A 25,435-nucleotide genomic window follows, 5' to 3' on the forward strand; every position below is an offset into this window, starting at 1 on the left:
ACGCCTGGACCTGGTCCGGAGGCGGGCCCGCCTGATCCGCCCGGCGGCGGGTGCTCCCGACCCCCGCGACCACCGGCCGCCCTGTTACGGCAGTCTGTGAAACGTCACGTCTTCCCTTGCGGCCGGAATTCAGGTTAGGCTCACCTAAGTAGGAGGTGAGCCGTGACCGAGGCCCCGATGACCATCCGCCGCCCGCCGGCGCCGAACCCGGCCGAACGCGCCAAGACGATCGCGACCCGCAATGGGCCGGCCTCGCTGGTGCCGACCGTGGAGCGGGCGGACTGCGACACCGGCCGGGTCGTGCCCGTGCTGCACCACGTGCACCACAGCGGCAGCGTCAGCATCCTGCTCCCGGACGCGCACGCCCTGGTCGGCGCCGCCAAGCAGGCACAACGCGGCGAACTCGCCGTCATGGTCGAACTCACCGACGAGGCGCCGGTGGACCTGCGCGAACCGATCCGCGGGCTGGTGTGGATCACCGGCTGGCTGCGTCCGCTCAGCGAGGTCTCCGCCCGCGCCCGCGCGGTGTCGATCGCCGAGACCCGGCCGGACCCGCGGCTGCTCGACGTCGGCCACGGCATGACCCTGCTGCGGCTCACCCCGGCGTCGATCGTGCTCGCCGACGCCGAGGGCACGCATTCGCTGCGCCCGCACATGTTCAGCGCGGCGCCGCCGGACCCGTTCCACGACTACGAGGCGGAATGGCTGCGGCATCTGGAAAGCGACCACCCCGACGTCGTCGAGCAGCTCGCCAGGCACCTGCCCGAGGACCTGCGGGACGGCCGGATCCGGCCGCTCGGCCTCGACCGCTACGGCCTGCGGCTGCGGGTCGAGACCGACGCGGGTGACCACGACGTCCGGCTGGCGTTCTCGCGGTCGGTCGACTGCCCGCGCCAGCTCTCCGCGGAGCTGCAGCGGTTGCTGGGCTGCCCGTTCCTGCGTCAGCAGGGTGGACGCGACTAGGCGAGTTCCGGCGGGAAACCACCCTTCGCGATCGGCCCCCAGGATTCGATCGTCACGCGGATGAGGCTTTTGCCCTGCTTCCGCATGGCTTCGCGGTACTCGTCCCAGTCCGGGTGTTCGCCCGAAATACTGCGGAAGTACTCGACCAGCGGCTCGACGGAGCCGGGCAGGTCGAGCACCTCGGCGGTGCCGTTCACCTGCACCCACTGGTCGTTCCACTCGTCGGAGAGGACGCAGGCGGACACCTTCGGCGTGCGCCGGACGTTGACCGCTTTCGCCCGCTTCGGGTAGGTCGCGATGACGAGCCTGCCGTCGCCGTCGACGCCGCACGTGACGGGCGACAGCTGCGGGCCGCCGTCGGCCTTGGTGGTCAGCAGGATCGCGCGGTGGCGAGTGGACAGGAACTCGACCAGCGCGGCGCGGTCGATCTTTTCGTTGGTGGCGATGCTCCTCGGCATACCCCGAAGGTAGCGTGCGGACATGCATTCCCCCGTGCGGTCCTGGCTGGCCCCGGCGCGACCGGCGTTCCCCGGCGCGGTCACCGAACCCGGCGAGCGACGCGCGATCGTCGTCGAGCTGTGCATCGTCTTCGCCATCACGCTCGGCATGTCCGGGCTGCGCAGCCTTCTGTCCCTTGTGGACTCGCTGCTCAAGCCGATCCCGCTCGCCCAGCAGCAGGCGCAGATCAACGTGCCACAGGCGGTGTCGAGCCTGATCGACATGACCAAGCAGCTGCTGTCCGCGGCGCAGCTGGTCGCCTGGGGCGCGCTCGGGCTGTACCTGTTGTGGCGGGCCGGGATCAAGCTCGGGCAGGTCGGCCTGGACCGGCGTTCGCCTGGCAAGGACACGCTGCTCACCGTCGTGCTCGCCGCGATCATCGGGATTCCCGGGCTGGGGCTGTATTTCCTCTCGTACCACCTCGGCTTCAGCCTCGCGGTCCAACCGTCCACTTTGGGCAGTACGTGGTGGCGGCCGATCACGCTGACGCTTTCGGCGTTCGGCAACGCGTTCGCGGAGGAGGTGCTCGTCATCGGGTACCTGCTGACCCGCCTGCGTCAGCTCGGCGTGCGCGAGAACGCGTCGGTGTTCGGTGCGGCGATCCTGCGTGGTTCGTACCACCTGTATCAGGGTTTCGGCGGATTCGCCGGGAACTTCGTCATGGGGCTGATCTTCGGCAGGCTGTGGCAGAAGACGAACCGGCTCTGGCCGCTGGTCGCCGCGCACACGCTGTTCGACGTTGTGTCGTTCGTCGGATATTCGCTGCTGAAGGGCCGTGTTTCCTGGTTGCCGTAGGCCCGGAACATGTCGAGGAGCGGAAAGCAGGCATCGCAGTCGCATCCCTCGCACTTTGCGTCACGGCCTGCTTTTCGTCGGATCGGCATCTACCAGCGCAGTAGGCTCGGCGGCGTGACTGACGAGATGGCGCCACCCAAGGTGGACAGCGAGGTCGGGCCGCTGCGCACGGTGCTGCTGCACCGGCCGGGCAACGAGCTCAAAAGGCTGACGCCCCGCAACAACGACCAGCTCCTCTTCGACGGCATCCCGTGGGTGGACCGCGCGCAGGAGGAGCACGACGCGTTCGCCGAGGTACTGCGCGGTCGCGGGGTGGAGGTGCTGCTGCTCGCCGACACACTGCGCACGACGCTCGAAGACACCCGCGCACACGCGGCCGGGGTGAAGGCCGCGGTCGACGACCGGCGGCTCGGCGGCGAGCTGGGCGACTCGCTGCGTTCACACCTCTCCGGTGTCGACGCGGCCACCCTCGCCGAGGTGCTGATGGCCGGGATGACGTTCGAAGAACTGCCGGCGTCCGAGGGCGCCTCGCTGGTGCGGATGATGAACCACCCGCACGACTTCGCCGTCGACCCGCTGCCGAACCTGCTGTTCACACGGGACTCGTCGGCGTGGATCGGCGACCGCGTCGCGATCTCGTCGCTCACCATGCCAGCACGGCGCCGCGAGACGCTGCTGCTCGACATCGTCTACGCCTATCACCCGCGCTTCCGGCACGCGGACCGCGCGTACGGGGCGCACTCGGCGCCGATCGAGGGCGGCGACATCCTGCTGCTGGCGCCCGGCGTGCTCGCCATCGGCGTCGGCGAGCGGACCACCGCCGCGGGCGCGGAATCACTGGCGCGTTCGGTCTTCGCCGACGGCATCGCACACACCGTGCTCGCGGTGCCGATCGAGCAGTCGCGCGCCACCATGCACCTGGACACCGTGTGCACGATGGTCGCCGCCGACGCCGTCGTCATGTACCCGCTCGCCCGCGATTCGCTGACCGCGTTCACCCTGCGCCCGACCGGCGACGGTGGCGTGAAGGTCGCGGGCCCGGCGCCGTTCCTCGACGCCGCCGCCGAGGCGATGAACATCGAGCGGCTCCGGGTGATCGACACCGGCCTCGACCCGGTGACCGCCGAACGCGAACAATGGGACGACGGAAACAACACGCTCGCGCTCGCGCCGGGCGTCGTCGTCGGATACGAGCGGAACATCGAAACCAACGCGCGGCTCGAAGACGCCGGGATCGAGGTCCTGCCGATCACCGGCTCGGAACTCGGGTCGGGCCGGGGCGGGCCGCGCTGCATGTCCTGCCCGATCCGCCGCGACTCGCTCTGAGCACGGGAAGTATGGCGAAACACGAATAAGAGGAGCGAAGTTAGCCTTTCCTAAATTCGATTTCCTATTTAGGGGAGGCTAACCGAAATAAGTCGGGACTTGCTTTAGGAATGGTAACCTAATAGGGGGTAGATCACCAGCCAAAAGTGGAAACGACTACATAGCGAGTGTATTGTTTTTGGCATGGCCGTCACGAAGCTGAAGAAAGAATCCGGCTCGAAGTTCTACGAGCTGCTGCAAACCCAGGTGCACAACGAGTTCAACGCGTCCCAGCAGTACATCGCGCTGGCGGTCTGGTTCGACGCACGGGACCTTCCCCAGCTGGCGAAGCACTTCTACAAGCAGTCGGTCGAGGAGCGCAATCACGCGATGGCGCTCGTCCAGTACCTGCTGGACCGCGACCACCACGTGGAGATCCCCAGCTCCGGCGACGTGCGCAACGACTTCTCCAGCGCCACCGAGGTCGTCGAGCTCGCGCTGAACCAGGAGAAGGAGGTCGCGGCCGATATTTCGGCCATGGCCAAGGCCGCGCGCGCCGAAGAGGACTACATCAGCGAGCAGTTCACGCAGTGGTTCCTCAAGGAGCAGGTCGAGGAAATCTCGCAGATGAGCACACTGCTCAATGTCGTCAAGCGTGCCGGCGACAACCTGTTCGAGGTCGAGGCGCACCTGTACCGCGAATCCGTCGGCGACGGCGGCGCGGACAGCGGAATGCCCCCGGTCGCGGGCGGCGCGCTCTGAGCTCTCCCACCACGAGATAGAGAACCCGGGCTCTCCCCCTGTGGAGCAGCCCGGGTTTTCCGTTGTGCGCCTCAGCAGTCCTGGTAGACGCTGGACAGGTACACGCTCGCCACCTCGCCCGCCTGGGTGAGGGTGAAGTGGTAGTTGGCGACCTGCCCGGCCGGGGCGACCAGCCCGTCCGGCCCTTCGGCGGCACCAGGATAGCTGGTGAGCACGTCCTCTTTGGACGAACCCGCCCCGATGCCCTCCGGGGTGTGCGCCGGGGCCGCCGGGGTGACCGCGACGACGCCGCTCGACTGGGAAAGCGCCGCGTTCACCGAAGTCGGCAACCCGCCGCCCTGGACGTCGAAGTACGAACAGGCGTCAGCGCTCTTCTTGTTGCTGACCTTCATGCCCTGCGCGGTCACCTGTGCCTCGGTCATCCCCAGTTTCAACGCGCCGATGCCGTTCGCGGTCAGCAGCGGACCCGTCGTCACCTTCGACGTCTGGGGCTTCGAGGGCGTCGTGGTGGCGCCACGGCCGCCGGTCGTGTGCGGCGGATTCTCCGCGTGTCCGGGCGGCGGTGAGCTCGGCGGTGGCTGCTGCGGATTGGACGTCTGCCCCTGCGAAACCGCCGATGGCGGCCCAGGCGTCGAGGGCGCGGGCGGCTGCGTCGACAGCTCGGGCGGAGTCGCCGCCATCACGGTGCTGCTGTCGCTGCTGCGGATCTTGACCACCGCGAAGCCGCCGACGACGAGAACCGCCGCCATGGTCACCCCGGACGCCGACAGCACGACGTGGCGCCGATGCCGACGTCGCCGCGCGCCGGCCACGATCGTCTCTTCGGCGCTCGTCCCCGGCTGGACTCCGAGACGCTCATCGGCGAACAACGCGCGAAGCCGCTGTTCGAGCTCGTCTTCGGAGACGTTCACTCGGCTTCACTCCCTTCGCCATCGAGTCCGGTCAGCGTCAGTTTCGTCCGCAACGACGTGATCGCCTTGCTGGCCTGGCTCTTCACCGTGCCCTGGGTGACCCCCAGCGCGGCCGCGATCTCCGCCTCGGACAATCCGTCGTAGTAACGCAACACCATCACCGCGCGTTGCCTCGGCGGCAGGGCGCGTAACGCCTGCCACAGTGGCTCGTGCTCGAACGGGTCGGCGTGACTGAACGGCTGCGAGTCCGGAATCTCGGCGACGAGGTTCTCCCGCTTCGTCCGCCGCCAGCGGCTGACGTGCGCGTTCGCCATCGAACGGCGGATGTAGGCCAGCGGGTCGCCCGTCTTGTTCTGCACGTACGCCCAGCGCGAGCCGATCTTCTCGAGCACCGTCTGCACCAGGTCCGCCGCGTCGTGCGGGTTCCCGGTCAGCGCGTGCCCGTAGCGAAGCAGCCCTGGCAACGTCGCGCGCACGAACTCGCCGAAGTCAGCGAACTCGCCCGGCACGGACGTCGACCTCCCTCGGCTCTCGCGAGCCAATCCCGTGTCTCCCAGCGGGAAGACGGGTGCCGCTGCGGTCACCGTATCGCCTCCCCGTGGATTCGCGTCGCCGAGCGCCGAGTTGCCGTCCTCCCCCATACGCATCGCACCCCCCGCTGGTTGTCCGGTTCGCTCCATCACTTCGTGGGACGCCCGGATGGGGGATACGTTGCCATGCTCACCGCCGCGTCAGGGAGCCTGGGGGAAGGTAACGTCCGTCGCTCTGAGCTGGGAATTCATGCACGGCGACGACGGCCGCGCGCGGGATGGGCCCGTAGACGTGCGGGAACCAGATCCCGGCCGGATGCGGCGGGTCGCCGTCCTCCCAGCGGACCGGCGCGCCGACCGCGGCGACGTCGATCTCCAGCAGCACGAGGTCGGTGCGGCCGGTGAACAAGGCGTTGGCGGGCAGATGCACCGTGCCGGGGTCGGCGCAGTGGACAAACCCGACGTCGCCGAGCGACGCCGGGCGGTATTCGTCCTCGACGTTCTGCCAGTCGTCGCGGCTACAGATGTGCACGATCATGCCCCGATCGTGCCACCCGGACGGGTCAGCGGAGGGTGAGCTGCCGCCCGATCAGGCCGTCGCGGGCCCGGCGCTCGGCGGCGTTGAGAGGCTCGGAGTCGAGCGACTTCAGCGCGGCGTCCAGCCGGGTGCCGAGCTGGTCCTTGGCCTCCGCCCACTCGCGGGCGTGGGCCTCGGGGTCGAGGTCCCAGACCGGCACCAGCAGCCCGTGTGCCCGGAACGAACCGGCGTAGCGGGTGCCCTCGCCGAGCCCCAGCTCCCCTGCGGCGGACAGCCGCGCAAGCGCTTGCAGCAGCAGGTTCTCCTGCTCGGGACGGATCCAGCGCAGGTGCGCCTTCTCGCCGGCGAGCACCCAGTATGCCCCGGCGCCGAGGCGCTCGGTCGGCATGATCGCGGCGTTCGCGCGCTCCAGCGAAACGGCGACGTCGCCGGTCGCGTCGGCGTCCTCGGGCAGCCACCATGCGAAGTCGGTGTGCAGCGTGACGTCGAGCTCGGCGTCGGCGACCAGGAGATCCTGGAGGCGCGCGTGCTCGTCGGCCTGCGGCGGGGTGGTGGTGTCCGGCACCGCGAGCACGTCGCCGGGCTTGGCGTCGAGCAGCCACTTGAGCGAGCGGCTGATGTCGGAGGAACGCGTCTGCACCTGGAGGCCGAGGTACCGCTCGCCGTCGGACCGGACGAACGCGGCCGCCGCCATCGGCAGGACGGTGCCGAGCGTGACGTCGCCGCCGTCCTTCAGCGACAGCTTCGCCGTCGCCGACGGCACGAACTCGCGCAGCGCGATCAGCTCGGGCTCGGCGGCGAGCCCCTCGAACGGCTGCCCGACGAAGACGTCGCGCACCTTCGGCTGACGATCGGTGCCCTTCTTGGGGCCCTTCTTGCGCGCGCCCTTGCCCACTGCTGCCTCCTCAAGCTCGGGCCATGACGCTATCGAAGACGCGGGTTCGCCACGTGTCCGGCCCCCGGAGTCCACGACGGCTTCAGCGCGGCCAGAACCTCCGCGACGTCGGGTTAGAGTCGGCTCGTGTTCGACCCTCGTGATCCTGTCTTCCTCGCCGACCCGTATCCCGCGTTCGCCGCGTTGCGTGCCGAGGGTGAAGTGCACCGGCATGACGACCTCGGCCTCGCGATCGCCGTGTCGCACGCCGCGTCGGCGGCGGTGCTGCGGCACCGGGGACTCGGGCGGATCTGGCAGGACGTGCGGCCGGCCGAGCGGTTCGCGTCGTTCAACCTGCTGCACCGGAACTCCTTGCTGGAGAACGAACCTCCCGCACACACCCGGTTGCGACGGCTCATCTCCGGCGCGTTCGCGCGCGGGCACGTCGAGCGGCTGCGACCGATGGTCGCCGAGTTCGCGGAGACGATGGTCGACGAGCTGGCCGGGAAGATCGCGGCCGAAGGCTCGGCCGATCTGCTCGAACACCTCGCCCAGCCACTGCCGGTCGCGGTCATCGCGGAACTGCTGGGCGTGCCCGACGCGGACCGGCCGCGACTGGTGCCTTGGTCCAATTCCATCGTCAAGATGTACGAGTTCGACCTGCCCGAGGAAGGCCGCGACGCTGCCGAGGCCGCTGCCGCGGAGTTCGTCGCGTATCTGCGCGAGCTGGCCGAGGCGCGGGCGGCGTCGCCGGGTGACGACATCGTCAGCGACCTGCTGCGCAGCGAGCTGACGCCGGACGAGCTGGTCGCGACGGCGGTGTTGCTGCTGATGGCCGGGCACGAGGCGACGGTGAACGTCATCGGCAACGGGGTCGCGGCGCTGCTGACGTACCGGAACCAGTGGGAGCGGCTGATCGCGTCGCCGGAGTTGCTGGACTCGGCGGTCGAGGAGCTGATCCGGTTCGACTCGCCGTTGCAGCTGTTCGAGCGGACCGCGACCGAGGACGTCGAGATCGCGGGTTTCCGGGTGGCGCGCGGGGAGAAGATCGGGGCGCTGCTGGGCGCGGCGGCGCGGGACCCGAAGGTGTTCGCGGAGCCGGACGTACTGGACATCGGACGGTCGCCGAACGCGCACCTCGGGTTCGGGATGGGGATCCACTACTGCGTCGGGGCGCCGCTGGCGCGAGTCGAGATCGGTGCCGCGTTGAAGGCCTTGACGACGCGGTTGCCGGAGCTGCGGCTGGTGACCGCGGAGCGGCGGCCGGAGTTCGTGATCCGGGGCCTGAAGGAACTACGCGTCAGCGTTTAGCGCGGCTCAAACGACCGGCCAGAACGTGGAACCGGTGCGGGCGGACGACTCGTCAGCGGGGAGCGGTCGCCGGGCGGGCGGGGCGGGAGGGCGTCGGGGCGCCTTCGACGCGCAGGACACGCAGTTCGCGGAGTTTCGGCCCGGTGATCGGCATCAGCAGCTCCGAGAACTGCCGGACGAGCAGCGCCGTGACGGCGGCGAGCCCGGCGGCCGACAGGTCGGTCAGCGCGATCAGCACGACGCTGTCGGCCAGCGCCTGCACGCCGTCGCGGAAGCGCCAGTAGATCGTGACCGCGAGCAGCACCCAGTTCAGCAGCCAGGCACCCCACCACACCAGCACCAGCCGCGAGGGCTTCGGCCGCGCAGCACGGGAACGGCGTAGCACGGCGTGTTCCAGCTCGCCGACCACGGACAGCGCCATCGGCAGGTTCACCACCGGCACCAAGACACCGACCAGCACCTGCCACTGCGGACGCGACGGGGCCTCCCCCAGTTCGTCCGCGGCGGCAAGACGGGCGACGAGGAGCCACCAGATCGACAGACCGGCGGGCAGCAGCGAAAGGATCGTCGTGAGCAGCCCGGCGGTGACGACGAAGGCGTCGGAGAAGGACACCACCGACGTACTCAGCGCCGACTCGCGGCTCTGCACGAGCAGGACGTATCGCCAGATCTCCGCCCCGGCGGCGACCGTGGCGAGCACGACGAACGCCCACAGCACCACGACGAGGCTGCGGGAGAGCACCGGGATCCGGTCGATCGGGCGGACGGCGTCGGAGGCGGTGCCGGGCACGGCCGTCGGGCGGCGCCAGACGAGGTTCGGGAAACCCCAGCGCGGCGGCACCGGGTACGAGGGCGGCCCCAGGTAGGGCTCGCGGACGGCGGGACGTCGTCGCGGCCAGGCGCCGGGCGGCGGTGACGCGACCCAGCGCAGCCGCGGCCGGTACACCGGCCGACGGTGGTACGGGTAGGCCTCGGCCTGCGCGGCCAGCGTGCGCCCCGCTTGCTGCGCCTGGGCGGGATGCGGCGCCGCGGGCACGGCCGGCCAGTGGCCCGTGCCCGGGTACGCGGGCGCGGGGTACGGCTGCGCCGGGGGTCGCGGCGGTTGCTGGCCTGGGTGCACGGTTACAGGACTTCGGGCTCGATACCGGGCAGCTCGCTGACCATCGGGCGGCCCTCGCGCTGCCACGAGCCCATGCCACCTGCGACGTTCACCGCGTCCCAGCCGCTGGCGTTGAGCCACGCGGCGGCCCTGGCGGAGCGCCCGCCGCTGCGGCAGATGACGTAGACCGGCTGGTCCTCGGGCAGGTCCTCCAGCTCGCCGACGCGCGCGGGCAGCTCACCCATGGGGATGTGCAGGGCGCCGGGGGCGTGTCCGGCTCGCCACTCGTCGTCCTCGCGGACGTCGAGCAGCGGAAGACCGTCGCGCGGGAGATCGCGCACCGCGGCGGTGGGGATTTCAGCAGGGCTTACCACGCTCTCCATGCTGCCACGCCGTCCCGTGACACGCGCGTGAGCTGCCGGAAAAGTCCGTGCCGCTAGTGGACCACGGCCTTTTCGGCGCCAGCGCCGGTGAGGGCGCGGACCTCCATCTCGGCGTACTTCTTCGCGTTGCGCTCCTTCGACAGCACCGTGCCGAGCCAGCCGAGGAAGAACGACACCGGGATCGACACCAGGCCCGGGTTCTCCAGCGGGAACCAGTGGAAGTCGACACCCTTGATCATCGGCTTCGCCCCGCCCGACACCGCGGGCGAGAACACGATCAGCACGACACACACGATCAGGCCGCCGTAGATCGACCACAGCGCGCCCTGGGTGTTGAAGCGTTTCCAGAACAGCGAGTAGAGGATCGTCGGCAGATTCGCGGACGCCGCGACCGCGAAGGCCAGCGCCACCAGGAACGCCACGTTCTGCTCCTTGGCGAGGATGCCGCCGATGATCGCGACCGCGCCGATCACCAGCGCGGTCATCCGCGCCACCCGCACCTCGGAATCCGGGGACGTCTTGCCCTTCTTGATCACGTTCGCGTAGACGTCGTGCGCGAAGGACGCCGACGCGGTGATCGTCAGGCCCGCGACCACCGCCAGGATCGTCGCGAACGCGACCGCGGCGATGAACCCGAGCAGCACCGGACCGCCCAGTTCCAGCGCGAGCAGCGGCGCGGCGGCGTTCGTCGATCCCGGCGCCTTCGAGATCTTCTCCGGGCCGACGACGGCACCGGCGCCGTAGCCGAGCACCAGCGTGAACAGGTAGAAGACGCCGATCAGGACGATCGCCCACACCACGGAACGCCGGGCGTCGCGCGCGGTCGGCACCGTGTAGAAGCGCATCAGCACGTGCGGCAGCCCCGCGGTCCCGAGCACCAGTGCGATGCCGAGCGAGAGGAAGTCGAGCTTCGTCGTGCCGGTCTTGCCGTACTGCTTGCCGGGGTCGAGCAGCGCCGCCCCGCCCTTGCCGCCCTTGTCGATCGCGGCCTGGAACAGGTTCGACAGGTTGAAGCCGTACTTGCCGAGCACCCACAGCGTCATCGCGAAAGCGCCGATGATGAGCAGCGCGGCCTTGATGATCTGGACCCAGGTCGTGCCCTTCATCCCGCCGATCAGCACGTACAGGATCATGATCACGCCGACGACGGCGATGACCAGGTCCTGCCCGAGGTTGCCCTCGATGCCGAGCAGCAGGTTGACCAGCCCGCCCGCGCCCGCCATCTGGGCGAGCAGGTAGAAGAACGACACGGCGAGCGTCGAGATCGCCGCTGCGGCCCGCACCGGACGCTGCCGCATCCGGAAGGCGAGGACGTCGCCCATGGTGAATTTCCCGGTGTTGCGCAACAACTCCGCGACGAGCAGCAGCGCGACCAGCCAGGCCACCAGGAAGCCGATCGAATACAGGAATCCGTCGTAGCCGTTGATCGCGATGGCCCCGGCGATACCGAGGAACGACGCCGCCGAGAGGTAGTCGCCGGAAATCGCGATACCGTTCTGCGGCCCGGTGAAGGCGCGGCCGGCGGCGTAGTAGTCCGACGCCGTTTTGGTGTTGCGGCTGGCGCGGAACACGATCCCCAGCGTGATCACCACGAACACGGCGAAAATGGTGATGTTGAGGGCGGAGTTGCTGCCCTGCACACCCGCGGCGAGGCTCATCGGCGCGGCTCCCCTTCGATTTCGGCGCGGAGCTCATCCGCCACGGGGTCGAGCTTCCGGTTGGCGTACCGCACGTACAGCCCGGTGATCACGAACGTCGAGACGAACTGCAGCAGGCCGAGCACGAGGCCGACGGTGATGTTGCCGAACAGCTTGGTGCTCATGAACCCGTGTGCGTAGTCGGCGAGCAGGACGTAGAGCAGGTACCACGCCAGGAACAACGCCGTCATCGGGAAAACGAACACCCGCAGCCTTCTGCGCAGCCGCGCGAACTCGGGGCTGCCCTGCACCCGCTCCCACTCCGTTTCCGGTTCCGCCCCACCGGCTGTTTCCTGCTCGGTGCCACTCACTGCGGACCCCACCTTTCCCTGTTCTCCCGGCCCGTCGATCTATCGCAGCGACAGGGAGATCATGCCCCCGAACAGCCCGATTCAACCCTCATCTATTTGAGTGAACGGTATGACGGAAAGTAGAACTTTGTCCGCGAGGTTCCGCGCCGGATGTGCGAATTGCCCACCCTCGCCCTCTCGATCGTGGGCTAATCAACTGACAGTGGGTGAGTAAACCGCCGTCCGGGTCGTCTTTTACTCGACCGGCCGAGTGGCAGTTACTTGCGGTGTTTGCCCTTGCCGGTGCGGGTCTTCTCCTCCGCCTGGCCGAACCGCGCCACGGCCCTGTCCCGCATGAAGCCGAGCGGATCCGGCGCGTGCAGGCGCAGCATGATGTCGTGCACGTGTTCCGGCCTGCCGTAGCCGGTCACACGGCTGACCAGGTACGTCGTGAGGAACGCGACCGGCACGCTGATCAGCGCGGGCTGGTTGGTGAACCACGGCGCCCAGCCGCCGGTGTAGCCGCTGACGATGTTGGTGATCAGCGCCGCGAGCACGAGCCCGCCGCCGACGGTCATCCCGGCCATCGCACCGGGCCAGCTCAGCTTGCGCCACCAGATGCCCAGCACCAGCAGCGGGCAGAACGTGGACGCCGCCAGCGCGAACGTCATCCCGATGGACAGCGAGATGTCGTCCGGGCGCAGCGTCGCCGCGAGCACCATCGGGATGATGGCGGTGATCCCGGTCGCGAGCCGGAAGTCCCAGACCCGCCCGGGAAGCACGTCGGTCGACACCACCCCGGCGACGCTCACCAGCAGCCCCGACGTACTCGACAGGAACGCCGCGAACGCGCCCGCGGCGGTCACCGCGGCGAGGAGCTGACCGCCCACCCCCGGCAGGATCGCCGTCGGCAGGTTCAGCACCGCCGCGTCGGTCTTGCCGGTGACGAGCAGTTCCGGCACATACATTCTCGACAGCGCGCCGAGCATCGTCGGGAACAGGTAGAACAACCCGAGCAGCAGCAGGACGTGCACCGTGGTGCGGCGCGCGGCCTTGCCGTCCGGATTCGTGTAGAAGCGGACGAGCACATGCGGCAGGCCCATGGTGCCGAGGAACAGCGCGAACATCAGCGAGTACGTCTCGAGCAGGCCGGAGAGCCCCTTGGAGCCCGGACTGAGCCAGTCGTCGTTCAGCGACGTCGATTCGGTGACCACCGGCACCGGGGCGCCCGCGGGGAACTTCAGCGTCGTCCCCTCCGACACCGAGTGCGGCACGAGCGGCGCCCACCGGGCCAGACCGTCGGCCGGGGCGTGGTCGATCCTGCCGTAGGCGAAGAAGTACGTCTCCGCGGTCACCTTCAGCGTGACGTCGGTCTGGACGCTGACCTTGGTCTCCTGCGGGAACACCGGCGGTGCCGCGGCGCCGAGCGGCCGGACCCCGCCGGGGCCGCCACCGGTGAAGAACACCATGCACAGGACGAACGCGGGCACCGCGACCGCGAACAGCTTGAGCCAGTACTGGAAGGCCTGCACGACGGTGATCGCGCGCATCCCGCCCGCGATGACGTTGACCGCGACCACGCCCATCACGAGCATCGCGCCCGCCCAGGCGGGGAGCGGCAGCAGCGTCGTCAGCGTGAGCCCCGCGGCCTGCAACTGCGGGACCATGTAAAGGATCCCGATGAAGATCACGAACGCCGTCGAGAACTTGCGCAGTGTCTTGGAACCCAGCCGCGCTTCGAGGAAGTCGGGCAGCGTGTAGGCGCCGGACCGGCGCAGCGGCGCGGCGACGAACAGCATCAGCGCCAGGTACCCCGCGGTGAACCCGATCGGGAACCACAACGCGTCGGCGCCCTCCTTGAGCACGATCCCCGCGATGCCGAGGAACGACGCGGCCGACAGGTACTCACCGGAGATCGCTGCGGCGTTGCGACGGGACCGGACGGTGCGGCGCGCGACCAGGAAGTCGTGCGTGCTGGTGGCCGAGCGCGAAGAGCGGTGACCGAGGTAGAAGGTCACCACGATGACCACGACGATCGCGGTCAACGCCCAGGGGTTCAGCTGCACAGGGGAAATCCTCGCACGTCGAGGAGAAAGCTAGTTCTCGATCATGTCCACGAAGTCGCGTTCGTGCCGCTCCGCCAGCCGGTTGTACCAGAGGCCGATCCCGAACAGGAACGGGAAGGGCAGCACGCCGAGGATCAGCCAGGCCACCGGGATACCCGCCAGCGTCACCCTGGCGAACCCGGGCAGCAGGTAGAACAGCGCCGGCAGCGAGCCGAAGACGACCACGACGAGCAGGGCGAGCAGCAACGCCGTTCGCAGCTGCACCTTGACCAGGTCCTTGATCAGCAGCTTCCCCCAGCTCGTCTGCTCCTCGAGTTCGACACGGGAGCGCAACGCGCGGGAGGCTTGACGCGGGTCGGCGAGGATCACTCGCTGCCGCTTGGGTTTGGCGTGGTGTTCGGGTTCCGGGCGCAGCGGTTGCGGCGCCGCCGGAACAGGTTCGACGACGGCCTTCTCCGGCCGCTTCCCCAGTGTCGGATCCGGTTGCCGGACCCCGTTGGCCAGCCGGTGGTAGTAGTCGTCCGTCATGGCCGAGCCCGCGCCATGGCTAACCGTTCCGGCCGGTACCGACCAGCCGGTCCTTGAGCGCCCTGGTGTGCCGCCTGCTCACCGGCAGCACCTTCTCCTCGTTGCCGATGACCACCTGGTAGCCACCCTGGCCCATGCGCAGCTCGGTGATGAGCGGCAACGCGACCAGGAATGACCGGTGGATCCGCACGAAGCCCGCCTTCTCCCAGCGCTCCTCGAGCTGCGCGAGCGGGATGCGGACGAGGTGGCTGCCCTCGGTGGTGAACAGCCGGGCGTAGTCACCCTGCGCTTCCACCCAGCGCACCGACGACCGAGGGATCAGCTTCGTGGTGCCGGCGAGCTCGACCGGGATGACCTCGTCGTCGTTCTTCACCGGCTCGCCCGCGCCGCCGCGGGCGGGCGCCGCCGGGACGGCACTGAGCTTCTCGACCACGCGGCGCACCGCGCGGTCGAGGCGATCCTGGTTGAACGGCTTCAGGACGTAGTCGATCGCGCCCAGGTCGAAGGCGTTGACCGCCTCCTCGGAGTTCCCCGTGACGAACACGAGCACCGGCGCGGGCCGCAGCGCGGCGAACACGCGCGACATCTCCATCCCGGACAGGCCGGGCATGTTGATGTCGGCGAACACGGCGTCGACCGTGGGCAGGCCGCGGTCCTTGCGCGCGCGCAGGTCGGGATCGTCGGAGGACAGCAACCGCAGCGCGTCGGAGGCGTCGAGGGCTTTGAAGACGCGGCCGACCGACGGACTGTCTTGAAGACGGTGGACAAGTTCGTCAAGACCGAGCGGCTCGTCGTCCACCGCAAGGACGATGAGCTTCCGGGTGTCGTCGTGGGCACTCACAGTGACTCGCATATTGCCCATTGCCGGGTGCAATGTCCAGCCCCGGCGTGGTAATCCTGCTCCGAACGCACCAACCGGACAGCGCGAACCGGCATCTGCCCTTCTCCTCTCGACCCGCTCAGAGCCCGAAGCGGCTCCACGCGGCCTTGGTCGTGACCGCGTCCAGCAGTGCACTCGCGGCCGCGGGCGCGCCGATGCCGAGCCTGGCGAGCAACGGCTTCTTCGGCTCCGCGATGGCGATCTCCGCGTCGGGGTAACGCTCGGCGATCACCTGCCGTAGGCTGCCGAGCCCGTCGATGAGCCCGAGTTCGAGGGCCTTCACGCCGAGCCAGACGTCACCGGTGAACAGGTCCTCGTCCGCGCTGAGCCGGTCGCCGCGCCGCTCCTTGACCCAGCCGACGAACAGTTCGTGCAGCTGGGAGTGCATTTTCTTCAGCCACTCGACGTCCTCGGGCTTCTCCGGGCTGAACGGGTCGAGCCGCGACTTGTTCTCGCCCGCGGTGTGCAGGCGGCGCTCGACGCCGAACCGTTCGAGCAGCCCGGTGAACCCGAAGCCGCCGCTGATCACGCCGATCGAGCCGACCATGGACGTCCGGTGCGCGTAGATCTCGTCGGCGGCGCAGGCCAGCCAGTACCCGCCGGACGCGGCGACGTCCTCGGCGAACGCGAGCACCGGCACGCCCTTCTCGTCGGCCAGCTGGCGGATGCGCTCGGCGACCAGGCCGGACTGCGTCGGCGCGCCGCCGGGCGAGTTGACGAGCAGCGCGACCGCCTTGAGCCGGTCGTGCGCGAAGGCCCTGGTCAGCGCGGACTCGACGGCGGCGAGGTTGATCGTGCCGCGGCCCAGCGGCGACGCATTGGGCGTGATCACGCCGTGCAGCTTCACGACGGCGACGACGTCCTTGCGGTCGACCCGGTCGCCGATCATCGGCAGCCGCGCGGTCAGCTTGTCGGTAACGCTCATTTTGTAAGGCTACCGATCTACCGCGCGGGCAGGACGCCGCTGCGGGACCCGTGCACCCCGTTGATCTCCGCGGTGTGGCCGTCGTCCCGGCTTTCCTGGGACGGCACGTCGGCCGAGTAGTCGGGCAGGTCGGGCCGGACGCCCGGCATGAACTTCGGCACCCGCAACGTCACGCGCATCCCGGCGCCGGGCGCCGTCTCGACCATCAGCGCGTAGTCGATGCCGAACACCTGCTGCATGCGCTGGTTGATGTTGCCGAGGCCGACGTGCGCGCCGGTGCGGTGCGCGCTGCGCAGTTCCGCGAGCCGCTTCGGGTCCATGCCGATGCCGTCGTCCTCGACGCTGATGAGCGCCTCGGTGCCGTGGTCCTGGGCGATCACCGTGACGCAGCCGCCGCTCGGCTTGTTCGCCAGCCCGTGTTTGACGGCGTTTTCCACCAGCGGCTGGATGATCAGGAACGGGACCACGACGGAAAGCACTTCCGGCGCGATCTTCATGCGGACTTCGAGCCGTCCGCCGAAGCGCGCGTTCTCGATGGTCAGGTAGCGGTCGATGTTGCGCAGTTCCTCGGCGAGCGTGGTGAACATGCCCGAGGTGCGGAACGAATAACGGGTGAAGTCGGCGAAATCCTGCAGCAGTTCGCGCGCTTCTTCCGGGTCCGTGCGAATCAGCGCGGAGATCGTGTTGAGCGCGTTGTAGACGAAGTGCGGGGAGATCTGCGCGCGCAGAGCCTTGATCTCGGCCTGGTGCAGCAGATGCCGGGATTCGTCGAGCCGGGCGAGCTCGAACTGCGTGCAGACGAACTGCGCGACGGCGTCGGCCATCTGGATGAGCTTGCCGCGGGTGCGGCCGACGACGATGAGCGCGGCCTCGGTCTCGCCTTCGACGATGAGCGGCACGATCACCGCCGTCCGCATCTTGCAGGCGTTGCGGTGGTTGCACGGCATCCGGTCGTGCGCCACGACCTCGCGGCGGTGCTTGCGGATGGCCGCGCCGATCGCCTCGACGAGGTCGACGTAGTGCTCGTTCGCCTCGCCGTCCCAGGACAGCAGGGTGCCCTCACTGTCGGTGATACCGACCGCGACGCAGTCGAGCATCTCCAGCAGCTGCGTGGTGATCTTGTCGGCGGCGTCCTCGTCGAGGCCGGACCGCAGGTTGGGCGTCGCCTTCGACATGCGGTGCACCGCCTGCAGGACGGCGTCCTCGATGACGCTCGCCGGACGACGCAGCTTGACCAGCAGCACGGTGACGAAGATTCCGAGCAGGAGCACGAGAGCCCACGGAATGATCTGCGCTATCGCGAACCCGGACACGGCGTCCATGCTCTGCGCTCGGACAACCGGGTGCAAGGCTTTACTCCTACTTTCTGTCCAGTCGTGACCACCGACGGTGGGGCAGACCCTACTCACGGTCCGGGGGAAACCCGCATGGTCACCGTGTGCAACGCACGAGAGGGTGATGGGGCGAACCACTTCAGGGGGAGGGGCGAACGGATGTCCTGGCGTCGCGGAGCGTCACGAGGGATCGCCGTCGGGCTGGTGATGGCCGTGCTGGGGGTGGCCACCATCGGAACGGCCTCGGCCGCACGGCGGAAAGACGATGTGGACACCGCCGTCACGAAGCTCGTCACCGAAGGGGGTTTCCCTGGAGCGGTCGCGTACTACCGGGAGGACGGCCGGGTACGCCGGTACGCGGCGGGGGTCGCCGACACCGCGACCGGGGAGCCCGCGATGGCGTGGCAGCGCTTCCGCATCGCCAGCAACACCAAGGCGTTCGTGGCGACGGTGGTGCTGCAACTGGCCGGGGAACAGCGGCTGTCGCTCGACGACTCCGTCGAGCGATGGCTGCCGGGTGTCGTGCGCGGGCCAGGCTACGAACCTTCGCGGATCACCGTGCGGCAGCTGCTGAACCACACCAGCGGCGTCCACGATCCGGACCAGGTTTCGTTGCTCTACCCGTACTTCCACGGCCACCGGGACTTCGTGTACACGCCGGACGAGGTGATCCGGCGTTCGCTGGTGACCCCGCCCTCGTTCGCGCCGGGTGCCGGGGTTTCCTACAGCAACACGGGTTATCTGCTGCTGGGGAGGGTGATCGAACGCGTCACCGGGCACGACGTCGTCCGCGAGCTCCGGCAGCGGCTGCTGCTGCCGCTGGGCCTGTGGCACACCTCGTTCCCGACGACGTCGCCCCATCTGACCGGCCCGCACCTGCACGGCTACGACCTGAAGGGCGAGGACCTGACGACGTTCAGCCCGTCGTACGACTGGACCGCGGGCGCCATGGTGTCCACTGTGGACGACCTGGCGACGTTCCACCGCGCGCTGCTGGCCGGACGCCTGCTGCGGCCCGCCGAGCAGGCCACGCTCCGGCAGCTGGTGCCGAACGACGAGGGTGGGGCGTACGGCGCCGGGATCGAGACCTTCGACCTGCCGTGCGGCACGGTCTGGGGCAACACGGGTGCCGGCCCCGGGTTCTACAGCGTGTCGATGAGCAGCGCGGACGGGAGGCGTCAGGTGGTGCTCGTGGTGACGGTCTACGACCTGGCGGCGGACGCGGCCCATGCGCCGAAGGTGGTCCCGTCGAGCCCACTGCCCGCGCTGCGGACCGCGCTCTGCGGCTGAGCTGCCCGGCGCGATGCACTGAAGGCGTCCTTCACTGCGCTCACCGCACCGAAGGCGTCCTTCAGCGCATCCAACGCACTGAAAGCGTCCTTCCGACCCCAGGCGCGATGGCCACCAAATTCCCCCGCGCGGGTGAGCCCCGATACACCGAACTCCGGGGAGGCGGCGGCTCCCGCACTGGTCCGTGAAGGACTCCTTACCTACCTTGAGCGCCGCGAAGGAGTCCTTCACGGCCCTCCACCCGGACGGACCCCAGCCGCCGAACCGGGGCCACACTATGAGGGTGTCCCCCACCCGCTCCGGGGGGCGACCCCAAGACCATTCTATCGCCGGGGTAGGACGAGAACCCCGAAACGCGGCCAGACGGCCGGAGTTGTCCACAACCGGGGAATCGCTGTGGAAAACTCCGGAAATCCCCGGCGTGGCACCGCGAAACGCGGCTACTTCAGCAGCCGGGAGAGGCGACGGTCGGCCAGCGGTTTGCCGCCGGTCTGGCAGGTCGGGCAGTACTGAAAGGATTTGTCGGCGAACGAGATCTCGCGGATGGTGTCGCCGCAGACCGGACACGGCAGGCCGGTCCGGGCGTGCACCCGCAGGCCCGACCGTTTCTCGCCCTTGAGCCGCGCCGCGTCCTGCCCGACCGAGCGCGTCACCGCGCTGGTCAGCACTTCCTGCACGGCCGTCGCCAGGCCTTCCAGCGCCGCGGACGGCAGCTTCCCGGTCGTGGCGTACGGCGAGAGCTTGGCCATGTGCATGATCTCGTCGGAGTAGGCGTTCCCGATCCCGGCGATCAGCGACTGATCCGTCAGCGCCGTCTTGAGCCGCTCGGTCCGGCCCGCGAACAGCTCGCCCAGCTTCCCGGCGTCCAGCGACAACGCGTCGGGGCCCAGGCGCGCGATGCTCGGGACCTCGTTCGGGTCCCGCACGATCCACACCGCGAGGCCCTTCTTCGTCCCCGCCTCGGTCAGGTCGAACCCGGGACCGGCCGCGGCGTCGAGATGCACCCGCAGCGAGATCGGCCCCTTCCCCGGCTTCAGCGGCGCCGGCGAGAGGGCGTCCGACCAGCGCAGCCAGCCCGCCCGCGCCAGGTGCACCACCAGATGCAGATCACCGACCACCAGGTCGAGGTGTTTCCCGTGCCGGGTCGCGCCGGTGACCTCCTTGCCGTGCAGCTCGGTCCACGGCGGGGTCGCCGTCTTCAGCACACTCAGAGACGCGACGTCGAGCCGGAACACCGTGGCGCCCACGGCGTGTTCGCGCAGGTGATGGGCGAGGGCTTCGACCTCGGGCAACTCGGGCATACCGTCAGTCTCGCGCGTCGGCGCGTATTACTCCACCGGGTGCAGCGGACCGTCGAAATCCGGCAGCGAGTTCTGCTGGATGGTCTTCTGGATCCGCTTGACCTCACCCTGCACGGTGAACATGCCGCGGATCGTGCCGACCCACCGCTCCGACGGCCGGTCGCCGGTCATATCACCCTCGGTCTCCGCGACCACCGTCCACGGCCGCCGCAGGATCCACCGCAGGGGGAAGAACAACACCACGAGCAGGAGAGCCAGCAGCACGAACGCCGGCACCTTCACCTGGTCCGGCGTCCACACGACGAGTATCACGGCGAGCACCGCGGTCACCACGATCATCGCGATACCGGGACCGTAGCTGCCGGCGACGTCGTGTTCGAAGTTGTCCGCCGTCGCGGGCGCACGCCATTCCATCTGGGCACGGACCACCCAGTCGCGGCCATCCTCGCCGCGCACCAGCCGGTTCATTCAGTTGCCTCCCGGGCGCCGCTCAACGTGAGCGGGACCAACCGTACCGTGACCGCGGGCGCCGACGCGAGGCTGAAACCGGACAATCCGCTCCGGCTGAGCGATCGCCGCTGTTCAGGAGCCCGAGGTCGACGAGGAATAGGCCGATTCGGTGACAGTCTCCTGGGTGCTTCGCGACGTGCTCGACGTGCTCTGAGTGGTCCGGTGCACCCGGCGGGTCGTGGTCGTCTTCGTGGTCTTCGACGAGGAGCGCGAGGCCGTTTCCGAGCGCGACGTCGTCTCGGTCGTCGTGGTGGTCGAGGTCCGCGAACCGGTCGGTGTCGACGTCCGCGTCGGCCTGCTGCTCGACGTCGGCGTCTTGGTGCACACCGGCTTACCCGAATCCGTCGGCTCCGAGGTGAGGCTCGGCCGCGGAGACTCTGTCGCGCTCGGGTCCATCCTCGGCGTCGTCGACGAACTCGTGCTGGTCATGCTCGGCTGCGGACTGGGAAGATCGCCTCGCGAGGCTGTCGTACCGGTGTCCGGCCGCCCGGCCTCGCCACCGCGGTCCGACGGGACGTTCACCACCGGCAGCCTCGGCACCTCGGCCGCGCCGAGCGGGCCCTGCTGCCCCTCCTGTCCGGCGGGCTGCCCGGCAGGGACATGCGGATGCACGGCGGGCACCACGCCCCGCCCGTTCAGCCAGCCCACGCCGACCCGCGGCGGTTGCGGCGGCGGCTGCAGCGGTGACGGACCCGGCGGGAGGACGGCCAGCTCCGGGGCGCCACCACCCGGCAACCCGATGTCCTGCGACGGCTGCGGGCCGAACACCACCGGCCCCGCCGCGAAACCCACCGCACCGGCGGCCGCCGTCGAGGCCAGCGCCAGCCCCACCTTGACCTTCGAACCGAGGACGACGCTCTTGACCGTGGCCAGCACACTGCTCGCGGCGCCACCGAGCGAGCCGGCGGCGGGCACCAGCAGCACCAGCACCCCGGCGTGCGCCCGCAGCGACGAACACACGTCCAGCAGCTCGTCCTGCGTCGCGCGGCACGACGAGCACCCCAGCAGATGCGCCTTGATGCGCTCCGCCTCCGCGCCCGTCACGCTCCCCGCGGTGAACCCGCCGAGCTTCTCCACCACCGCCCGGCACGAGTCCGGGCCACGGTTCACCGAAAGATGTGCCTGCAGGTACGCCGCACGCAGCCCCTGCCGCGCACGCCGCGCCAGCGCCGCCGTCGCGTTCGCGCTCAACCCGAACTGGGTCGCCACCATCGCGGGCTGCTCGCCCTCGACCTCCGTCTGCCACAACACCGTGCGCCAGCGCTCCGGCAGGCTCGTGAAGGCCGTCGTGATCAACGTGTGCTCGGCCGCCCGCGAATGCGTGTCCGCACCGGGCCCGGCGTGGAAGTTCAGCTCGTCGTCACTGACCGGGACGTCCCGGCGCGCGCCGTGCCACTCCCACGAGACCCGCCGCGCCACCGTCAGCAGATAGGCCCGGACGTAGTCACGAGGCCCGGCACCCCGGCGCAGCGCCTGGAGCACCCGGAAGAAGGTCTCAGCGGTGATGTCCTCGGCCTCGGAACGATCCGACGCGAGGCTCTGCGCGAGTCTCCGGACCGCCGCGGCGTGCAGCTCGAACAGCTCGCCGAAGGCGGCGTCCTCGCCGTCCCGCAGCCGCTGCAACAGTGCCTGTTCATCGGATTCCGAGGCCGCTTGTGGCGGCACCGTGCCCAGCTCGGTCATCCGGCCCGGCACCTCCTCCCCGAAGGACTCACCAATCGCCTCGATTGGGGACACCATACGGAGCGATGCGGCCGTCGTCACCCCCTGTACGCCGGCTGTGACACCGACGGGACGACCAGGGGGCCGGTCACGAACGCCCCAACAGCCGGTGTAGTCTATGCCCCGTAACCACGACAGAGCGGTTACGAATGCGGATGTAGCGCAGCTGGTAGCGCATCACCTTGCCAAGGTGAGGGTCGCGGGTTCGAATCCCGTCATCCGCTCGCAAGTGGGCGGAGTGTGGTCAGCCTTCGGCTTTCCCTCGCTCTTGCTCGCCATTTCTCCCGGGGGCCGCGCCCCCGGACCCCCACGGTGCGGCAGGTAACTGTTGGCAGCGTGGGGATTTTTTTGTGTTCCCGTTCGGCGCTTGATGAGCCGCGATCTCTTGCTCCTTCCTTCCCGAAGTGCACGGTGCGGTCGTCTTGATCGGTCCGGTGTTGCATGGGGTGCGACGGGTGGGCTGAGTGACTGGTGGTCTGGACCATTTGGGGGTAGTGGCCGGGTTTCAGGTTGGGCTGGGTGGTGGTCTGAACCAGTTGGGGAATTGTTCACAATTCGTGACACCTGCTGTGAGAGGAGTCACATGCGTAAGCGTTTGCTGGGTTTGGCTTCGTTGACGGCTGCTGTGCTCGCCCTGCCGGTGGTGTTCGCCGGGGTGGCGTGGGGGCACGGGTACACGACTACGCCGGTGAGCCGGGCTTACAACTGCAAGACGGGTGCCGCGAAGAACTGCGGGCAGATTCAGTACGAGCCGCAGAGCGTCGAGGGGCCCAAGGGGTTTCCTTCGCGTGGGCCCGCGGACGGCAAGATCTGTTCGGCGGGGCTGAGCCAGTTCGGACAGCTCAACGACCAGCGCAACGGCTCGTGGCCGGCGTCGAAGCTGACCAGCGGGGCCGACTACACGTTCAAGTGGACGCTCACCGCGGCACACGCGACGACGAACTTCCGCTACTTCGTCACCAAGAACGGCTGGAACCCGAACGCGCCGCTGACCAGGGCCCAGCTCGAAACCGAGCCCTTCCTCACGGTGCCGTTCGGCGGGAAGCGCCCGCCGAACGCGGTGTCGCACAACGGAAAGCTGCCCAGCGGCAAGAGCGGGCGGCACATGATCCTGTCCGTCTGGGACATCGCCGACACCGGCAACGCGTTCTATCAGTGCGCCGACGTCACCTTCTGAAACCACGCCCGGGCGTCCGCCGGATCGGCGGGCGCCCGGCACGGTTTCGGGCCGCTCGCCCGGTTCGACACCGATTTTCACCGTGCATTCGCTGTTAGTTTGCCAGTTGCCACCTCATCAGGTGACTACCGCGAACGAGGGTGAGGCCCATGACCGAACTGACCCGACGCCGTCTGCTCGGCACCGCAGCGGGTGCCGCCGCCACCGCGGCCGCCGCCACACTGATGCCCCCGAACGTCCAGCGCGCGCTCGCCCAGGGCGCGCCGCGACACGGTTCGCTGCGCGACATCGAGCACGTCGTGCTGCTGATGCAGGAGAACCGGTCCTTCGACCACTACTTCGGCACGCTGTCCGGGGTGCGCGGGTTCAACGACCCGAACGCCGCGAAGCTGCCGAACGGCAAGCCGGTGTTCTACCAACCGGACTCGCAGAACCCGGCGGGCTACGCACTGCCGTTCCACCTCGACACGCACGCCACCAACGCGCAGAAGATCCCGTCCACCTCGCACGCCTGGCAGGTCCAGCACGACGCCCTCAACGGCGGCAAAATGGACAACTGGCTGCCCGCGCACCGCAAGGCCGACGGCAAGAACGGCCCGTACGTCATGGGGTACCACACCCGGGCCGACCTGCCGTTCCAGTTCGCGCTGGCCGAGGCGTTCACCATCTGCGACGCCTACCACTGCTCGGTGCTCGGCCCGACCTGGCCGAACCGGATGGTGTGGATGACCGGCACCGTCGACCCCGACGGCGAGCACGGCGGGCCGATCCTCGACAACAAGGCCCCGGCGGGCGGGTACACCTGGACCACCTACGCCGAGCGGCTCCAGAAGGCCGGAGTCAGCTGGAAGGTGTACGAGCAGGCCGACACCTACGGCTGCAACATGCTCGAACAGTTCAAGAACTTCCGGGACGCGCCGAAGGATTCGCCGCTGTACGTCAACGGGCTCACGCACCGGCCCGAGGGGCAGTTCGAATACGACGCGCGGAACGGGAAGCTCCCGACCGTCTCGTGGATCATCTGCACCAGCACCGCGTCCGAGCATCCCGACTACACGCCCGCCGAGGGTGCCGCGTTCGTCGCCAGCAAGATCGACGCCATCGCGTCGAACCCGGACCTGTGGGCGAAGACCGTGTTCATCCTCAACTACGACGAGAACGACGGGCTGTTCGACCACGTCATCCCGCCGACCCCGCCCAAGGGCACGCCGCACGAGTTCGTCACCAAGACCTCGCCGGGCGGGACGAAGGGCAACGGCCTTCCCGTCGGCGCCGGGTACCGCGTCCCCGCGATCATCGTTTCGCCGTGGACCGCGGGTGGCTGGGTGTGCAGCGAGAACTTCGACCACACGTCGACGCTGCAGTTCCTGGAGAAGGTGACCGGGGTGCCGGAGCCGAACATCTCGGACTGGCGGCGGAAGACGTTCGGGGACCTGACCTCGGCGTTCCGCTTCGACGACCAGAAGGCGAAGCCGCCGACGCTGCCGGACACCAGCGGCCCGCTGACGCTCTCGCGCTACGAGCAGTCGCAGCTCCCGGCGCCGAAGTTCCCCGGCAAGGACCAGAAACCGCCGACGCAGGAGCCGGGCCAGCGCCCGCACGTCCCGCGCAAACCGCGCTGATCCGACGTGGGGGGGGGGGGGGGGGGCGGGGGGGGGGGGGCCCCCGCCGGGGGGGGGGGGGCCAGTCGGCCCGGCCGGGGGCGCGGGTGGGGGGGAGGGGGGCGGGGGAGAGGGTGCGGGCGCG

The 25,435-nt window shown here is 69.4% G+C and carries 25 protein-coding genes and 1 tRNA gene; 9 read left to right on the forward strand and 17 right to left on the reverse strand.

The window, feature by feature from the left end; translation table 11 throughout:
• The first annotated feature begins 162 nt into the window (after positions 1-162).
• Complete coding sequence (locus ACFWY9_RS22350) at positions 163-963, forward strand: DUF2470 domain-containing protein (RefSeq protein WP_378330895.1); 801 nt, start codon at positions 163-165, stop codon at positions 961-963.
• Here ACFWY9_RS22350 and ACFWY9_RS22355 read toward each other — a convergent pair.
• Entirely contained in the window at positions 960-1,421 is a 462-nt protein-coding gene (locus tag ACFWY9_RS22355; protein ID WP_378339816.1) for a PPOX class F420-dependent oxidoreductase, read from the reverse strand. The two genes, ACFWY9_RS22350 and ACFWY9_RS22355, sit on opposite strands and share 4 nt — an antisense overlap.
• 22 nt (positions 1,422-1,443) lie before the next feature.
• Here ACFWY9_RS22355 and ACFWY9_RS22360 point away from each other — a divergent pair, with 22 nt between their 5' ends.
• The 3 genes from ACFWY9_RS22360 to ACFWY9_RS22370 all read left to right on the forward strand — a co-directional run bounded on the left by ACFWY9_RS22360 (position 1,444) and on the right by ACFWY9_RS22370 (position 4,323).
• The gene (locus ACFWY9_RS22360) at positions 1,444-2,256 is read left to right on the forward strand and encodes a CPBP family intramembrane glutamic endopeptidase (protein ID WP_378339817.1); all 813 of its coding nucleotides are present in this window, start codon (positions 1,444-1,446) and stop codon (positions 2,254-2,256) included.
• A 126-nt stretch (positions 2,257-2,382) separates the two neighbouring features.
• A complete protein-coding gene (locus ACFWY9_RS22365) occupies positions 2,383-3,582 on the forward strand; it encodes an arginine deiminase (RefSeq protein ID WP_378339830.1) in 1,200 nt (399 codons plus the stop codon).
• 183 nt (positions 3,583-3,765) lie between these two features.
• Positions 3,766-4,323, forward strand: a complete 558-nt coding sequence (locus ACFWY9_RS22370; RefSeq protein ID WP_378330898.1) for a ferritin — start codon at positions 3,766-3,768, stop codon at positions 4,321-4,323.
• Positions 4,324-4,394: 71 nt separating this feature from the next.
• On the opposite strand, the gene ACFWY9_RS22375 is transcribed toward ACFWY9_RS22370, so the two are convergent.
• The 4 genes from ACFWY9_RS22375 to ACFWY9_RS22390 form a co-directional block, all read right to left on the reverse strand.
• Positions 4,395-5,234 (reverse strand): hypothetical protein, encoded by an 840-nt coding sequence (locus ACFWY9_RS22375; protein WP_378339818.1) that lies wholly within the window; start codon positions 5,232-5,234, stop codon positions 4,395-4,397.
• Positions 5,231-5,743: a SigE family RNA polymerase sigma factor gene (locus ACFWY9_RS22380; protein WP_378330900.1), complete on the reverse strand. Its 513-nt coding sequence runs from the start codon at positions 5,741-5,743 to the stop codon at positions 5,231-5,233. The genes ACFWY9_RS22375 and ACFWY9_RS22380 overlap by 4 nt, the downstream gene beginning before the upstream one ends.
• A 211-nt stretch (positions 5,744-5,954) precedes the next feature.
• Positions 5,955-6,302, reverse strand: a complete 348-nt coding sequence (locus tag ACFWY9_RS22385; RefSeq protein WP_378330901.1) for a DUF952 domain-containing protein — start codon at positions 6,300-6,302, stop codon at positions 5,955-5,957.
• 25 nt (positions 6,303-6,327) lie between these two features.
• Entirely contained in the window at positions 6,328-7,197 is an 870-nt protein-coding gene (locus ACFWY9_RS22390; RefSeq protein ID WP_378339819.1) for a DUF5926 family protein, read from the reverse strand.
• Positions 7,198-7,323: 126 nt separating this feature from the next.
• On the opposite strand from ACFWY9_RS22390, the gene ACFWY9_RS22395 reads away from it, so the two are divergent.
• The gene (locus tag ACFWY9_RS22395) at positions 7,324-8,487 is read left to right on the forward strand and encodes a cytochrome P450 (RefSeq protein WP_378339820.1); all 1,164 of its coding nucleotides are present in this window, start codon (positions 7,324-7,326) and stop codon (positions 8,485-8,487) included.
• Positions 8,488-8,539: 52 nt separating this feature from the next.
• Here ACFWY9_RS22395 and ACFWY9_RS22400 read toward each other — a convergent pair whose 3' ends face one another.
• From ACFWY9_RS22400 to ACFWY9_RS22440, 9 genes are all read right to left on the reverse strand, one after another.
• Complete coding sequence (locus ACFWY9_RS22400) at positions 8,540-9,607, reverse strand: DUF4328 domain-containing protein (RefSeq protein WP_378339821.1); 1,068 nt, start codon at positions 9,605-9,607, stop codon at positions 8,540-8,542.
• Between the two features lie 2 nt (positions 9,608-9,609).
• Positions 9,610-9,969: a rhodanese-like domain-containing protein gene (locus ACFWY9_RS22405; RefSeq protein WP_378330906.1), complete on the reverse strand. Its 360-nt coding sequence runs from the start codon at positions 9,967-9,969 to the stop codon at positions 9,610-9,612.
• Between the two features lie 53 nt (positions 9,970-10,022).
• The gene (locus ACFWY9_RS22410) at positions 10,023-11,627 is read right to left on the reverse strand and encodes a cation acetate symporter (protein WP_378330907.1); all 1,605 of its coding nucleotides are present in this window, start codon (positions 11,625-11,627) and stop codon (positions 10,023-10,025) included.
• Positions 11,624-11,977, reverse strand: coding sequence for a DUF485 domain-containing protein (locus tag ACFWY9_RS22415; protein WP_378339822.1), 354 nt, complete (start codon positions 11,975-11,977; stop codon positions 11,624-11,626). The genes ACFWY9_RS22410 and ACFWY9_RS22415 overlap by 4 nt, the downstream gene beginning before the upstream one ends.
• Positions 11,978-12,234: 257 nt before the next feature.
• The gene (locus tag ACFWY9_RS22420) at positions 12,235-14,022 is read right to left on the reverse strand and encodes a cation acetate symporter (RefSeq protein ID WP_378330909.1); all 1,788 of its coding nucleotides are present in this window, start codon (positions 14,020-14,022) and stop codon (positions 12,235-12,237) included.
• Positions 14,023-14,052: 30 nt separating this feature from the next.
• The gene (locus ACFWY9_RS22425; protein ID WP_378330910.1) at positions 14,053-14,550 is read right to left on the reverse strand and encodes a hypothetical protein; all 498 of its coding nucleotides are present in this window, start codon (positions 14,548-14,550) and stop codon (positions 14,053-14,055) included.
• A gap of 19 nt (positions 14,551-14,569) precedes the next feature.
• Positions 14,570-15,403 carry a LytR/AlgR family response regulator transcription factor gene (locus ACFWY9_RS22430; protein WP_378330911.1) on the reverse strand — a complete coding sequence of 278 codons (834 nt, stop codon included), beginning with the start codon at positions 15,401-15,403 and terminating at the stop codon, positions 14,570-14,572.
• Between the two features lie 106 nt (positions 15,404-15,509).
• Entirely contained in the window at positions 15,510-16,355 is an 846-nt protein-coding gene (locus ACFWY9_RS22435; protein ID WP_378330912.1) for a S49 family peptidase, read from the reverse strand.
• A gap of 17 nt (positions 16,356-16,372) precedes the next feature.
• Positions 16,373-17,677, reverse strand: coding sequence for a histidine kinase (locus tag ACFWY9_RS22440; RefSeq protein WP_378339831.1), 1,305 nt, complete (start codon positions 17,675-17,677; stop codon positions 16,373-16,375).
• A 171-nt stretch (positions 17,678-17,848) separates the two neighbouring features.
• Between ACFWY9_RS22440 and ACFWY9_RS22445 the strand changes: the two genes are divergently transcribed.
• Positions 17,849-18,979 carry a serine hydrolase domain-containing protein gene (locus ACFWY9_RS22445; RefSeq protein ID WP_378339823.1) on the forward strand — a complete coding sequence of 377 codons (1,131 nt, stop codon included), beginning with the start codon at positions 17,849-17,851 and terminating at the stop codon, positions 18,977-18,979.
• A gap of 440 nt (positions 18,980-19,419) precedes the next feature.
• Here ACFWY9_RS22445 and ACFWY9_RS22450 read toward each other — a convergent pair whose 3' ends face one another.
• The 3 genes from ACFWY9_RS22450 to ACFWY9_RS22460 form a co-directional block, all read right to left on the reverse strand.
• A complete protein-coding gene (locus ACFWY9_RS22450) occupies positions 19,420-20,280 on the reverse strand; it encodes an Fpg/Nei family DNA glycosylase (RefSeq protein WP_378330914.1) in 861 nt (286 codons plus the stop codon).
• A gap of 27 nt (positions 20,281-20,307) precedes the next feature.
• On the reverse strand, positions 20,308-20,748 hold the full coding sequence (locus ACFWY9_RS22455) for a DUF983 domain-containing protein (protein WP_378330915.1): 441 nt from the start codon (positions 20,746-20,748) through the stop codon (positions 20,308-20,310).
• 114 nt (positions 20,749-20,862) lie between these two features.
• Complete coding sequence (locus ACFWY9_RS22460) at positions 20,863-22,473, reverse strand: sigma-70 family RNA polymerase sigma factor (protein WP_378339824.1); 1,611 nt, start codon at positions 22,471-22,473, stop codon at positions 20,863-20,865.
• 190 nt (positions 22,474-22,663) lie between these two features.
• Here ACFWY9_RS22460 and ACFWY9_RS22465 point away from each other — a divergent pair.
• The 3 genes from ACFWY9_RS22465 to ACFWY9_RS22475 all read left to right on the forward strand — a co-directional run bounded on the left by ACFWY9_RS22465 (position 22,664) and on the right by ACFWY9_RS22475 (position 25,311).
• Positions 22,664-22,736: transfer RNA gene (locus tag ACFWY9_RS22465), tRNA-Gly, on the forward strand.
• Between the two features lie 359 nt (positions 22,737-23,095).
• Positions 23,096-23,689, forward strand: a complete 594-nt coding sequence (locus ACFWY9_RS22470) for a lytic polysaccharide monooxygenase (protein ID WP_378330917.1) — start codon at positions 23,096-23,098, stop codon at positions 23,687-23,689.
• Between the two features lie 149 nt (positions 23,690-23,838).
• Positions 23,839-25,311 (forward strand): phosphocholine-specific phospholipase C, encoded by a 1,473-nt coding sequence (locus tag ACFWY9_RS22475; RefSeq protein ID WP_378339825.1) that lies wholly within the window; start codon positions 23,839-23,841, stop codon positions 25,309-25,311.
• Positions 25,312-25,435: the final 124 nt, after the last annotated feature.

The sequence above is a fragment of the Amycolatopsis sp. NPDC059027 genome, assembly GCF_042739735.1.
In the GTDB taxonomy this organism is placed as follows: Bacteria; Actinomycetota; Actinomycetes; order Mycobacteriales; family Pseudonocardiaceae; genus Amycolatopsis.

What these genes read in the sequence shown, in the direction of transcription:
- ACFWY9_RS22460 (WP_378339824.1), bottom strand. Translation starts at nt 22,473, where the DNA reads ATGACCGAGCTGGGCACGGTGCCGCCACAAGCGGCCTCGGAATCCGAT.
- ACFWY9_RS22450 (WP_378330914.1), bottom strand. Translation starts at nt 20,280, where the DNA reads ATGCCCGAGTTGCCCGAGGTCGAAGCCCTCGCCCATCACCTGCGCGAA.
- ACFWY9_RS22425 (WP_378330910.1), bottom strand. Translation starts at nt 14,550, where the DNA reads ATGACGGACGACTACTACCACCGGCTGGCCAACGGGGTCCGGCAACCG.
- ACFWY9_RS22365 (WP_378339830.1), top strand. Translation starts at nt 2,383, where the DNA reads ATGGCGCCACCCAAGGTGGACAGCGAGGTCGGGCCGCTGCGCACGGTG.
- ACFWY9_RS22475 (WP_378339825.1), top strand. Translation starts at nt 23,839, where the DNA reads ATGACCGAACTGACCCGACGCCGTCTGCTCGGCACCGCAGCGGGTGCC.
- ACFWY9_RS22355 (WP_378339816.1), bottom strand. Translation starts at nt 1,421, where the DNA reads ATGCCGAGGAGCATCGCCACCAACGAAAAGATCGACCGCGCCGCGCTG.
- ACFWY9_RS22440 (WP_378339831.1), bottom strand. Translation starts at nt 17,677, where the DNA reads ATGGACGCCGTGTCCGGGTTCGCGATAGCGCAGATCATTCCGTGGGCT.
- ACFWY9_RS22430 (WP_378330911.1), bottom strand. Translation starts at nt 15,403, where the DNA reads ATGCGAGTCACTGTGAGTGCCCACGACGACACCCGGAAGCTCATCGTC.
- ACFWY9_RS22435 (WP_378330912.1), bottom strand. Translation starts at nt 16,355, where the DNA reads ATGAGCGTTACCGACAAGCTGACCGCGCGGCTGCCGATGATCGGCGAC.
- ACFWY9_RS22385 (WP_378330901.1), bottom strand. Translation starts at nt 6,302, where the DNA reads ATGATCGTGCACATCTGTAGCCGCGACGACTGGCAGAACGTCGAGGAC.
- ACFWY9_RS22455 (WP_378330915.1), bottom strand. Translation starts at nt 20,748, where the DNA reads ATGAACCGGCTGGTGCGCGGCGAGGATGGCCGCGACTGGGTGGTCCGT.
- ACFWY9_RS22360 (WP_378339817.1), top strand. Translation starts at nt 1,444, where the DNA reads ATGCATTCCCCCGTGCGGTCCTGGCTGGCCCCGGCGCGACCGGCGTTC.
- ACFWY9_RS22370 (WP_378330898.1), top strand. Translation starts at nt 3,766, where the DNA reads ATGGCCGTCACGAAGCTGAAGAAAGAATCCGGCTCGAAGTTCTACGAG.
- ACFWY9_RS22445 (WP_378339823.1), top strand. Translation starts at nt 17,849, where the DNA reads ATGTCCTGGCGTCGCGGAGCGTCACGAGGGATCGCCGTCGGGCTGGTG.
- ACFWY9_RS22405 (WP_378330906.1), bottom strand. Translation starts at nt 9,969, where the DNA reads ATGGAGAGCGTGGTAAGCCCTGCTGAAATCCCCACCGCCGCGGTGCGC.
- ACFWY9_RS22410 (WP_378330907.1), bottom strand. Translation starts at nt 11,627, where the DNA reads ATGAGCCTCGCCGCGGGTGTGCAGGGCAGCAACTCCGCCCTCAACATC.
- ACFWY9_RS22470 (WP_378330917.1), top strand. Translation starts at nt 23,096, where the DNA reads ATGCGTAAGCGTTTGCTGGGTTTGGCTTCGTTGACGGCTGCTGTGCTC.